General features: G+C 32.0%; 1 protein-coding gene and 1 tRNA gene. Both read right to left on the reverse strand.

The features are described 5' to 3' along the window. Positions 1-548: 548 nt before the first annotated feature. A complete protein-coding gene (udp, locus tag HBA_RS03005; RefSeq protein ID WP_097032529.1) occupies positions 549-1364 on the reverse strand; it encodes a uridine phosphorylase in 816 nt (271 codons plus the stop codon). A gap of 11170 nt (positions 1365-12534) precedes the next feature. Further along, positions 12535-12611 (reverse strand) — tRNA-Pro (locus HBA_RS03015). Positions 12612-14954: the final 2343 nt, after the last annotated feature.

A 14954-nucleotide genomic window follows, 5' to 3' on the forward strand; every position in this document is an offset into this window, starting at 1 on the left:
CATATCTTTTATTAATTAAAGCAATGCAACGGATAGGTTAGCAAGTCGAACGCTCATAGCGCCGCCCCGGATAAAAGATTAACTAACGAAACCCTAGCTTCAGCATGCCATGCAAATTTACAACAACAGTTAACGGGTGTAACCCTAACGAGAAAAATTATGTTCATTAATTAAGGTTTTTAACAATGTGTAACTGATCTACAGCATTGCTGTATAGCTAATAAACATACAAAAAAGGTCATCGACCCATTAATGATAGTGGTTACCTAACCAATGAGGAGAACACCAGCGCCGAAAAAAATTAGCGACAGCGGCAACAATAAAAAACCGACTTAAAATAAATGCATAACCTAGCCTCTTACCCCCAGAGCAGAATAATCGTCGCTTATAAAAATAAAAGCCAACAACTGCACTTAGTTTTAGCAGACAAATTATATGCATAAAATGAATAACATAGGGAAATTTCATTTTTACTTAAAATTATTTCTAACTAATATTTCTAACCACATAATGCAGCATAGCGCATTAACTTATAGAAAAAATGAAAATTATGTACAAGGCCGACCGAAGTTCTTAGATTGATCCTCACTGTCAGGTTTAGTCAACAGTGTCTTGGCAGCGTCCAGGACGATAACCACGGTGTTGCTTTCTATTTGCTGCAACAAAAATAAATCGTTAGGGAATTCTTGTTGCAAACGATTAACAATAACCCCTGTAACCATACCTGCGCTCAGACCCTGAGTTGCGCACATAGTAAATAAAGTAGCAGATTCCATTTCGTAATTCATCACTCCCATACCCTGCAATTCTTGCATAGATCCTTTAAATTGCCTTAATATCCGGCCAGAATAAGTGTCATAACGCTCTTGGCCTGGATAAAAGGTATCAGATGAAGCCGTTACACCTACATGCAATCGAGCGCCACTCTTCTTAGCCGCCTGCACTAGCGCGGTGGTGCAGACAAAATCCGCCACTGCTGGAAATGCTAGCGGTGCAAAATGCTGGCTAGCGCCATCCAAGCGCACAGCAGCTGTGGTTACCAAAACATCACTCACATTTATGGTATTTTGTATGGCACCGGTGGTGCCCACCCGTAAAAAGATACGAATGCCAAGCTGAGATAATTCTTCTACCGCGATAGAAGTAGAAGGACCACCAATGCCAGTGGAGCATACGATCACCGCCTTACCTGCCAACTCAGCACGCCAAACAGTAAACTCACGATGAGTTGCCAAATGCACCGGATTCGTCATAAGACCAGCTATTTTTTCTACCCGCTGTGGGTCTCCCGGTAAAATGGCAAGGGATGCACCTGCAAAATCAAAAAGTGTCAAACCAAGATGAAAAACGTCAAAACGCGCCATGACATATAACTCTTAAAAACATAAATTATACTTTAACAATATTATTCATTATCCATAATTGCCACGATACAATTTTAATACAAACATTTATAGTTCTCACAGCAAAGAGAACACAACTAAAAAATAGCAGCACAAGAAGAGCGCACACAGATCTACTCCGTAGCAATATTAATAGACTTCATGGTAGTTGCCTAAGTTGATAGGTGTAGTTGCTTTTAAAATGATGATAAAAGATTACTACCAATTATCAATGTCTTTAATCATCTTCTTACCACAACACGAACTGACCGTTTTATTGTGCGTGTCAAAAGCAGGATATTATCTATAAAAATCATTACCGATAGTCAAAATTTGATTTTTGACTTTAACACCATTTTAAATCAAAGTAGGTACCATAAATATTTGGATAAATCGCCCGTTGATTAGCACGCAGGATTTATACTTCTATAAACAGATCAAAGACCTTTAGCGCCATCTGATTAAATAAAGTTATTGAGTTAACACTTCTATCTTTACTCCCGTCAAAAAAGATCCAACGAAATATTATGATGTTGATATGATATTTAAGGAATTAGGAAAATTCAAAACCGCTGGGTAGCGATAAACCATAGTTTTGATGGGAAGCTAGTATTAATTGATTTTATGTAGCTCATAATCTAGGATTAAAAGCCGTTACCTCATATGACAAATCTTTTGTCAAAAAACTTTGACTGGTCCCAAAACTCTGGGGATGTGGTTACTGCAGCTCTTACTTACGCACATTCTACGTATATTTATATAGCAGAGCGCATGACAAAAAATTGTATTTTACCTTAAACTATTGAGATGCAAATCCAAGAAATTGCTCATTGCTAAATACAAACTCGTAGTATAAGTTAACCGCTAAATATTACTAATATAGTATACCTAATCTCAGCAAAATAATAGACCGCACAAAGGTGGTTATCGCTAACGATATTGCGAGATATGAGGGTATTTGAGGTTAAAGCTTAACAACGTAACTGCGAATCACTATGCGTATCCTCTTTTAACCCATGAATGATATTTCCGTACAACACATGATATGACCAACAAAAAAGCTCTTGAGCAAGGACCAGAAGAATACAATTCTTTTTTAATCTAAGTACTGGTTGCTATACAGTGCTTGTATTTAATGCTGTTTTTTTCACCACGGGTGGTTTACCTAACAATTACCATGTTAACTAGCAATGATCATTTTCGGCAGAGTGGTAAATTCGTAATTAAAATTTATTTATAGAGTCTTCGCCAGAACACGCTCTGGGCAGTTTTACGCAGCAACGAGACGACCTAACTTACCAACTTTAGTACATTTAGAAAGTGACCTCGTCATATATGACACGTCTGATTGTTTTGAGATAATCTGATGTGTTAAAATTTTCAGACACACTATGTATACTCGTAATGTTTATATGTTAATAGAAATTACTTATTAAGCGTAGTGCCTCAGTTTATAATATCATGCAATTGTTATAAATTACAAATAGTAATAGGTGTTGCCCGAATTCTCTGACATATTCAGCGGGAAAAGATTTCCACTTCTAACATTGAATAGTCGCCTTAAATTTAAGGCGTTAGCATATGACTATCGCACATCGCCGACTTTGCGATAATGAATCATTTTTATGATGGCTATTTTAAATCCACTACGCCATAATATCCTAAATTATTTTCGTAGGAAAAATCAAAAACATAGTTATCGAGCTAGTTAGCATATTTCACGAACTTGCTGGTAAACAATGAGGCATACCAAACTCTTCTTTAGACAGCTATCGTATTAGGATAGCTAATATAATAACTCATAATAATGAGTATCTTCAAACTTTGCAAAACATATAGTTTTGGATAACCAGCTCTAAAAACAACGAATTTATCCAGATGTCCCTACCTAAAATACCCCATTATTTATTGCGTTACAGTGTTGCCGTAAACTACAAATATGAAAGATATTAGCTCGTACTTTAAAATCAAATGCTTAATATGCTCTATAAATTAGGAATGCTAGCGGCCACCTAGCCAAATGATCTCGCTTGAAATAGTGAGATAAATTGACGATTGCCATTATCTGAAAGAAGGAGCCTTTGGCTTATTGTACAGTAAACTAATCAAAGGGAGCGTCCTGCACAAACCAATCTTGACAAATTTTGTCGCATAAAGCCAATGAATTTTTTACTTGTTCATCTAACCGTACCTTAAATGCACATTTTAATCGAACTATCAAACAGCATATAGAAATATTATATGCAAAATTTGCATAAACTTTCCAACAGTTCTGATTGTTCAAACCAGTCATGAAAATAGCCGTACTAGACATTAAACTTGTTGATTACATCATAGCAGATAACACACACTTTGCGGCAAAAACTACATAGCAATTCAACTAAGGTGCCTCCCCCAAGCCAACATATCAAATAAATATGCATCCCTGGCATCGATAGTGCCAAAACAATATTTAACATACCACCGTATGTTATGAAAACGTTCATCAACAATAACTTTACTTGCCCTTATTCAGGCTTGATAGATCAGTGTGTTAGGCCTATTGCACTCTACATATTACGACTGGCAACGCTATCTTAACATTAGGTGACAAACCAACCCAAGCAAAAACACTAACTTGACGCAATGATCTAGAGATAACTATTCTAGCAACTGTGCCTAGACTAAATATAAATGCTGTGAATAAGACAAACATGGGAATTATAATAGTTTTAATTAGTATTAAATTAATTTGTACATCTGCATAGACGACGATCAATATAAAATATAGTTTCTGATGTTGCTGATATTTAAGACACTTAGGTCGCGTGACGGGACGTTATCTTCTGATACCAGATTGGAAAAATAAGGGTTTAGTTTTGCAAAAAAAACATAACACAAAAGTAGAAAGTCTACTGCAGCGTATTTTTCTTTTAATAATAAAGCGCTTACAGTAAGAGGCTATTTTAAGTAATGGTTGCTAGTCGATATTTCCAAACAAATACCTTGCTTGCAGTTTTTTTAACTCTTGAGGAGTAACTGCATTTTTAATGCAGCTTGGTGTTTAAACCATAAGAGTTATTTCCTATCTCTCTTAGAATTTTATATATATTTTATTTGTAAGATAAAAATGTCATATACACGTTCACAAAAGTGAATATTTTAATATTATATGACACATGCCTGATTGTAATCACACTAAAATATCTATAAACACTTAGACGCAGCAAAGCTGTATGAAGGCAAATACAGAAATTCTAAGTTTTTAGAAATCGCATATCATAATAATGTATTCAGTAGCTGCTATGGTGCTAACTGAGTTTTTCTAGCAAAGACCACAAGTACTCATATTTTTGCTCAGTTGTTTACTTGTGACTAAATCTAAATATTACAAAAGGGTAAACTAAATTTGTGCTAACCTGTGATATCCTGAAACCCAACGGGTTATTATCTATTTTAATGTGTTAATTTGAAGTTTAGTAATTTTTATTGCCGTATCAGTCTCTAGGGGCCAAAGGAGATAATTGCACCGCAAAATTCTGGTCTGAAACATTATTAATTTATTAAGTTATTTGATATGATAAAATCTGTATTTTAGCATCACTAACTGCTCATAGCAAATATTAGGTCTATATTAAGATATTGATAAACTATAAATATTAATTTAAATAATTTCTGAACGCACAGCCATCTTTAAATGGCGCTACACTAGGTTATAAAAAGTTTTGAATATCAATAGGTAAAAGGGCTTATTCACCATCTATCCTTTGAAAATTTTTAAAAGATTGTAAAATTTCTCTACACCACTATGTTAAGCAGTGGTGTAGCACCATAAAACAATAAAGGAATTTATTCAAGACACCAAACAAAACACTCGTGTTTATTGGCTTTATGCTAGCGTGTCTAGACACATCTATAATTTTTAACGTTACTTAAAAACTGATAATTAATAAAAACTGACAAACAACGAGTCTATTACTAATAGTTGATAATAGATCAACGCATAATAACAGATGATTTATTACTTCATATCACACATTAATGACTTAGATGAGGTTGTATTAGGGTAAAGCGCATGGCTTGGTATTTACTTTTAACTATTTGTTCTAGCTAGCGTGAACAACAACCTCCTTAACGGCTTAACATATGCTAACTTCTTCTCGAAAGGCGATTAAGTGCCACTTCACGTCGTCTGTCCCAAATTGACCTAAATTAGGCAATGAATTTTTTAATTATGTCTCATGCAGCTATGCAAATTACAGATTTGCTGCCGCCAGCAATAACTCAATGAAAATGCAAGAAGTATATCTGCTAACAACAAAATTGACATAAACAAAACTAATATCTTACTAGATCAGTCTAGTAAGTTACTACTTTAGAATAAAGTATCTCTTAAATAAAGTAAAATTTAACCGACTTTCTCTGCTAATAAATATCTATTAGTGATATTATAAATTTGCTTTAACAAAGTTACATTATCTTATAGATAAAGATAATGTCTTCAATTTAAATAATAGCATAGTTATATAGTAGCGTATTTACTAATAATTTCTTCTTAACCATCATATTAAAATAACATATAATTATAAATAAATTTATTATCACTTGTAGCAACAATAGCATTTTATAAAAATTTTTAAATTAATAACTTTTCTTTAATTTACAGCTGAACCATTTAGTAAAACGCCTCATCAAGATAAATACGTCTCTCATGCACTTTGGGCATGTATAAGTTATCATATATTATATAGCATTCTAACTAAATAAAAACTGTTTATTTCCTTGCTATAACTAACCACAAGTGCCCTTGAAAATAACGTATATAATATTAAGTTAATTTTATTAAGATTGTCTTTTACTTATTGTTAATATATAATAAACTTGATGCTTTTAATATTTAATTAAAGGTATTCGTGATTTAATTCTTACAACTTATTTAGTTTAATTTTACGTAATTATGCTTCTCAACAGAAGATGTCTACTTTAGTAAGTTGTAACATTCCTTAAAAAATTTAATTTGCTAGAATATTTCTTTTGTTAATAAGTTATTATTTAAAGTGCTGTATTACGATTGCAAACTTAAATAAGTACTTTTACAAAATATATAACTAACACCTTATTGCTTGCACTTCATTGCATTTTCTAAAATACTAATAAACCACTTTAAATAAATTTTATAATATATTATAAGGGAAACAAGTTACTGATTTACTTCATGAACGATCATTTATTAGTAAGGTTTATTTACTAATATTCTTTCGTAGTGTCATTAGTAATATTAACGTGTCTCACATATGTTTTATAAAACAAAACAGCAATAAAGATATTTTAAGACTAAAATAAACTACATTACCATAAACACCAACATGTTACGTCTTTATTTAGAACATTAAATTGTTATACTTACCTTAAATAATTATTTATCATCTATCAAAAATAGCAACCAATATATTAGTTATTCTAATAACTTATTACAAATATAACTCAGTAATGGTAATTAATATTGCAAATACAAGTCGCGATCGCTATTTAACAGATATTACTTTTTTTTAAATAAATAGCACTTCACATTATTATACTGCTATAACACCAGAGCATATATATTATCTTACAAAGATGTTATCTTTTCCGTAAAATACCTACGTTATTTATCTCAGGTGCAAATTCTAGGTATAAATTAAGTAATGTAGATTACACTGCACACTTTGACACCAGCAATTCCATATAGTTTTAAACTAAAAGAGTGTATCACAAAAACCACGATATATTCACACATATATCTTCACACTTACATGTTCCTATCAACAACTTCCCATGCTAATGTACTCAACAGCAAGATAACAATTACAGTCACACCAACAATAAAGTTTAAACAAAGAAAGAATGTAGCTCTCTGTCAGAGAGCTACATTAATCAACAAGCCTCCAGGAACATGTATATTATTAATGATGCTAAACTTAGCGATGATGACCCAAATGGAGCTTCATAGTTTCATATAAACATAAATAAACAAAGTAACCGTGCTAACGCGTAATGATATAAGAAAGACACACAATGTGGTGTTTCTTATATCATTACGCGTTAACATTACAGATGCCGTTCACTATCCCTAGCATTTATATTACTAATAAATATTAGTTAAATAATTAAAACACATATATTATCTGCACTGATTTCTATCATAAGTGCATCAGTTTGACAACTACGATGCAAAGCTGGTTATGTTAACGATAGTAGATAATTATAACATACAGAATCGTGAACAAAGCGAATAGCAAAATTTACACGTTAAAATAAAATAGATCTTATCTTTAAACAACTATATAACGAAAAGAAATAACCACAGTTAGTTACTATATATACGCTAGTAGCATATACGTCAATAAATAAATTAGCATTATCTACGTTAATCAAACTAATATTGCAAAATATTTTTACTTAACCAGCAAAATAATTACTTATTAAGTTAAAGAATAAACTTGATAAATAAGTATAATAATTAACAACATCGCATTGCATAATGCAATAATTTGAGATGCCAGTATCTTCTACAAAGAAGTGACAGATAATATGATGCTTAAGTTAATTAATTAGTTAATGGTTAATTATGTTTTCTTAAAACTTACAGTTAAGTAATAACACATTATGATCAGTTTATGCACATAATCCTACTTTACCATACAGCTTAGTTAGTAAGTTAATAGATAATGACCGTTCTGTCATATTCATCCTAAAGTTACATATCTTAAATGCCGAATAACGATATATGAGATAGACGTATAATACGCAGTACACTGCCTATTAACGGTTTTATTATCCCATCACGGAGAAAGAGCATCTTATTAAGACTATCCATGCCAATTACTGATATATCTGCTAATTAATAAGATCCCTTACTTGCTAAAACAAAATATTTTGCAAAATATTTTGTTTACTTTTTAAAAATGCTGTATATGATGGAGAGAGCAATAAAGATCTGGAAGGTGATTCACATTATTATTATAGCAATAACCATGTTATTATACCGTCACATAGCTATAGTGACAACAAAACAAGCCGCCGTTTCGCTGTGAATTGTGAATAAGAGAGGTAAAAAATCTACATAAACACAATTAACGCCGTCAAAATTTTACTATCTACTCGAAGGAAAATAGAGTAATGTACATTTACATGAATTATTACTAAAGAAATAAGGTGAAATAAAACTAATCAATATTATACAATGATCATAATAATCTTGATAAATCCTATTTTCTATTAGTAAAATAAAGAGAGTTAATTTTTTAGAACCCTACAATACGTTAACGTAACAGTGGTTTTAATTAAAAATTCTTAATTAAAAGAATAAGTTTAATAAATGTAGGCGACAAACTACATAATATTTTTTCTGTTTGCATCGTTGCAAACATCCTACTAAAATGTCTCTCATGAACAATCCGTATGCGATTGCATAACCAAATATGATCGAATAATTATTGAAAATAATTACTAAGGCTCTTATACGTTTCACGCCGCGCAAAATAACTGATAAATTTCCGGCTTAGAGTCATGTTCATGCACATAACAATTAAATTAATCAAAACAAATAACAGCAATCGCTATAAACATATATTTTACTATAGTTACCTTTTATATTACTGCAAAAAGCGAAGATACAAAATAGTAAAGATAGTTTTAAAATTTTACTAAATTGTGGCAACCTTAAATTCAGTAATACAATATTACAAAATCTCAATATCGTTAAAAATAATTTTTATCTCATTGTAGTTTTTATGGTAGATAAACCATGATGGGTTAGGATTATATTACAGTAATCTTTGAGGGTGATCGTTTAAGTTTTATAGACTAGATTAGCCTCTGCGCATGAAGGTGAACGTTGAAGATCACGTCGTAAAATGATTTCCGTATAAAAGACGCTGACGGCAGCGGGAAACAAAATTACGTCGACTATATTTTATCAATATCAAGCATGCCAGAGCATGCCCGCCGGGACGCTATCATCAACGCCAAATGGTTTACTGATAGCGCACAGCGCGCTAATACTAATTAGATGATCATCAAACTATTTTATTCGCTAATATGCTTGGTGCACTCAGTTTCACTTAGGTATTACAACACAAACCATAGACCTAGCGCTTTTTGTCACTAGGTAAAATCTTTTTAACACTGAGAAAGCAAAAGGGTTTTACTCATGCGTTTAACGCCATTAATAATTAATTGACCGGGATGGTTACTATAAATAAGGTGATAAAATTTAATATGGTTATGGATATTCTGATTGGGGTTAATAATAGTATATACCTAAAAGATTTAATCATATTTAGCACCTTAATTTTCATTAACAATTTTATTACCTCAAGAAAACTTCTGGTATTTTAATTTCCGCTGTTATAAAACACACAAAAAGAGCCTAAGTAATTTTAAATTGATCTAAAAAGAAATTAATTTCTATAAATTAATATTTATAGAAATCCTAATAAAAGATTTTAGAAATATTTAGCATCTATAAAATTCTTATCTATTTTATATTGAAAAATGTGCTCTACATTTAACGACCTTTAGCTATAAAGAAATTATCGATCACATAATTATTGCGAATAGCAAATAGACAGAAAGTACCGCTTCGTCAATAACAGTGATAAATACTATTGTTTTGACATATCGGTCACCTTTAAAATAGTGACGTTAGATATCACATATCTCCCATTCAGTAAAATGCTGCATAACCCCTCATCAGCAACGATACTAGTCTACTAAAGTAGAGAATTCTCTGTTTATTTTATTGCAGCGATATGCATGCAAATTTCCCATAGAAATAGCAGTACCTGAGTGAGTAGCGAGTCTTACATAAGATGATTCATGACAAAATTGTCACGCCTAAAACTGCAAATATTGATATCTATAAGATTAATTTTGACAATATATTTTGTCAGCAGTTATATTAAAGACCGGTTGCAAAAGAATTGAATTTATAATAAAAGAAAAATCAAAATAATGGAATTTACTAATAACCAACCGGCTGTGATTATTATAGGATAAAAATGAAAAGTTAATTTCGGTTTTCTTAATCGCAGCATTAAGACTCACAGCAAGAACAATGTAAACACTATACATAAGTTGACAGTAAACTTATGTAGTTTATCTTCTTGTTCCCACTACTGTTTGATAACTAGAACCAGATCATTATTAGTACAAATAAAGTAAAAATATCAGTCAAAAAATAAGCTTCTTTAACTATTCGTACAATATGCAGTAAAAAACCTAAGAATAAAATTAGCAAAATTATAATAATACCATATCATAGTTTTCCCATTAACAAATTTAATATTAACATTGTTAATCCAGGTTGCGATCAGCATTATAATAATATCGTTGGCGATGCTTAGCAAAAACGTAGTACAAGACACATCGAGACTAACAATTAGTTAAATAACGCCCTAATACTCACATATCTTTTAACGATATGCTTATGATATGAATCATATACTAAAATAAGACAAAAGAAGCGAAGCATAACAAGATGGTATCAAACAAACCTGCTTATTTTATGGCTGCATTGCGTCTAATTTTAATGCTCAACACGCTGATTTATAATTGATGAGCAATGATTAGAACAATAGCATCGTGAGTAAATATATTGTATGGAAGTTATGCTAAGTTACGTTCTGATGCTTCGTGAATTTTATTTACCATTTCTAAATGAAATATTGCTTTGTCACCAAAACTAGCAAGTTAAATCATCTTAGTAAATACCAGGTATCTAAGTAAGCTTAATGAGCTGAATATTATTCATATAGTTATTATCTCTAACTACAGGAATTCACACGTCAACTTCTTAGCACTATATTTTCGTAAAAGATAATTAAATAAGATTATCGTTCTCATTCACTCCCCGTGTGATGATAGAAAATTGTAATATGTTAAATTTCTTTTCGATATTTTTTCAATTTTTTTCATCTATGTATGATACTTGGCGAAAACTTACAAAATATAAAAATCTGCATTATATTCATCGCGACTCTTGATCAATAAGCTATATTAGCTTATCTTGTCAACTTTGTAGTGACATAAAGAAACTTTTACCGTAGTAAATGCGCGAAACAGTTTTTGTTGTATTTAGGCTTGGAATAGCCGCGCTAACTGTCAATGACAATTATCCTAATGAATATGTAATTAAAGATATAAAATCTAACTTTACGGCTACTAACCATCCAGTTGAAACCACCTGCTATTCAGATGGCAATAAGCAGAAAAAACGTTAGCAGAATTGCTATTAATTAATAGATATATTGAATACAAAAATTATAAATGAGGAAATACCAAACCATAAAATGCAAGATACAAACTCAAAAACTAAAGGCATGATTAATGTAGGGCTCACTAAACGGCTATTGATAATTAACAACCTACGCCGATACGTTTACTATACTACGTATAATGACGCACAGTTTAGTAAAAGAAGTTTGAAAACTCTAGAGAGGGCTACGATGCTGCTAAACAGCATAACTTTCATCGTCACTATAACCACTGGGCTAACTGATTAGCTAATAACTAATAATAGGTTGCTCTAATAAATTAACTACTCATAAATATAAAGAAGACGCAAAGAATACAGATTAGCATGTTGAATTTTCTTAATCGTCAATTATCAGTGATATAGCTAAAGTTAATATGTAGGGTAGCGCCATCACTAATATATGAATGAGGGAAATTTTGGTATTATCTGAAACGGTACTAAATATATTTGGTAATAATCGTTAAGTAGGTTAAGACTAGCCAATAAAGCTGTAGGTGGGCCTGGGAGTTATTATTTAAACCGCAGTAAATATCGGCAGTCACTATAACGCTATAAGAATCATGCCAAGTATCATCAATCAAGGTAACTTCTAGAAGAATAATTCTAAGCCCTAGTTATGTGGTCATAAGGCTAAAGTTGAAGAATCTTTAAAACGAGCAGGCTAACGAAGACGTATTAAATAATATCTGCTAATTATAATACTATAGGGTAGGTATTACAACCATAGTTATTAACCCCATAGCGAAGATGAGGTAGTGCCCCCACAAATCAGTGCAACCGATTGTAAATAATCGGGTAGGTTGTGGTTTCCATGTTATGTTAATTAACTTTTACACGATTATGTGTCATTAATCGCCTTATTCTATGGCAGCCGTTTGGTCGGTGAGAGAGGATTTGAACCTCTGACCTATACGTCCCGAACGTATTGCGCTACCAGCCTGCGCTACTCACCGTCGTACAATTGCACCCTACTCTGTTTTTACTCTAAAAACATCAATCATTTTATATTTATAGTCAACTGGTTACAAACCTCAGTATCAAGATTAATCGTGGTACTGAGGTTTGTAACCAGTTTTTTGATATCAATAATTTCCTACTTTCTGTTTTGCATGATAACAGACCATTAAATAATTCTTCATACGATCAATTGCACTAAGGTACTCTTGCTATTCTAGTTGCATACAAGCATCATAATTTTTGAAGCTCTCTAAACAAAATTGCAATGCCTCAACCAGTATATCGATATGCAGCAACGTTCAGTTATCATTTTTAGAAAATATTCTTTAATTCCTTCTACAAGGGGATTAGCGTGAAATTCAACTAATCACGCAAGTTCATCAAGCTAAACGTTATTCGCATAATAAATTCAAGACATACACTATATTTTGCTAAATAGCGTAAATAGACTTATTAAGTCACACCACAAAACGACAACTCTATGTAACATATCACAACACATTAGGAGAAATAAGTCTTTTTTAAAAAATATAATTTTCCATTAATGAACTATCTGTTTTTGTTAAGTTGCACAAAACAAAAGACAAACACTGTTACAAACATATACATCTTGATAATTAAGTTAATAAAAACTTGAATGTGCATGTAATTGACTGAAAGTTGTTTATTAAATAGGCTACATGATTTTGTTTTGATAGATAAAACAAACCTGGTAACGCCTAGTGTTTATACAAGAAACAATCGCCTATCTTTCTGTAAGATAGCCTAGTCACTTTTAAATAAAATCAATCGAGCACAGGAACGATATGAATGAAAACCAATTCATCCAAAACGCTAAACGTCAGTAATTAACAGAATGATATCCCTGAAATTAACAGTCAGTTTTTCAAATAGCTCATTTACAAGGATCTGAACAATATGTTTTAAACTCGGTGTTCTCACACTACACTTTGTAGCCAACATTAGGATTAGAAATCAAGTGATAAACTACCGCAAAAAATATAGTTGAAACCAGCATACTTTAACGTTCTTGCTAAGAAAGTAGTACTTCTAGTCATGATCTTCGCTAATCATACTGTCACCGTCAGAATCTACTTCTATTTTGAGGTAAGTATAGCAGTAGAAAAAATTATGCAGCACAGCCTGCTAGAAAGCTGTGATAAAATATCAACTATAAATTCAATAGTTTTATATTTATAAAAACTAGAAATAATGCAGCGTTGACATAAGACACTCCGCTATTGATAAAAATAAAGTTTATTTTACTAAATAAGCGAAACGAATGACAGGTACTGCTTAACAGATTACCGATCGATCAATATGTTGCTATAAGCCATAGTAACCATCGGAGTTAGGATGTACAAAATAAGCCTAGGAAGAGAAATAAGTAAGCGATCAAAACGAGGCAATGTTGCCCCATACGAACCTGATAATTCATAAACTAAAACATCCGGTCAGTACCGAAATACAATCCGTCTTGAAGCGGCAGTAGCGTATAGCCATCGGCTAAGAGTCAAGATTTGCTAGTGTGAATAACGGAAACCTAAAACTATCGATAATCTGGAAAGCGCTAGCACTAATTAACTATGATGAACGTATGGTATTCCCTAGCTAGACTTGCTGATGGTATCAGGCAATTAATTTTCCTTAATAAGGTTAACTTGTTACTAACATAATTCATCATACAGTTTATTCTCTTAAAATGCAAATGTAGTAAAATTTCTGACTCGTATAGTGCTACACAAGTAATTCCTGAAGAAACTATTAATACTGACATGAGGGTAATAAATAGCCGATCTAGGATTTGGTACTGCAGGTAAAGCGTACTGCACTGAAAATATAATGTGCCATCGTACATTCTCATCAGTTGAGCAATCAAAACGCTTCTGTTGAATCATTTCTAAGGACTCTTCAATAATAAACGTCACTGGCGGGCGAGTAAAAGTCTTAGTTACGCTGGAAAAAATGCGATTTTTCGGGGAAATTATGTCGCTTAAGACAACAAAATAGCACCAACATGGTTGGCATGAAGGATAAAATACCAGATCAGAGATACAAAAACAAAAACTGCTGATACTCGCACGACATAAATCAGCACATGAAGCAGCAAAAACAAAAATGCAAGATCCGCCTGGCTTAGTTAGCCTACAAGGCTGTACTGTAATTAGTAAAGAAAAGCATTGTAACATCTAGAGCATGAAGCTTTAGACACATGAAATATAATTGACAAAAGAGGTTAACTATCTTGACACAAACCTAGTGTAACAATAAAAAACTATATTTATTTTGTATGAAATGAGTTTTAAACGCATTATGCACTATTTATAATTTCCAAAAAA

Origin of the sequence: Sodalis endosymbiont of Henestaris halophilus (assembly GCF_900161835.1) — a bacterium.
Taxonomy (GTDB): domain Bacteria; phylum Pseudomonadota; class Gammaproteobacteria; order Enterobacterales; family Enterobacteriaceae.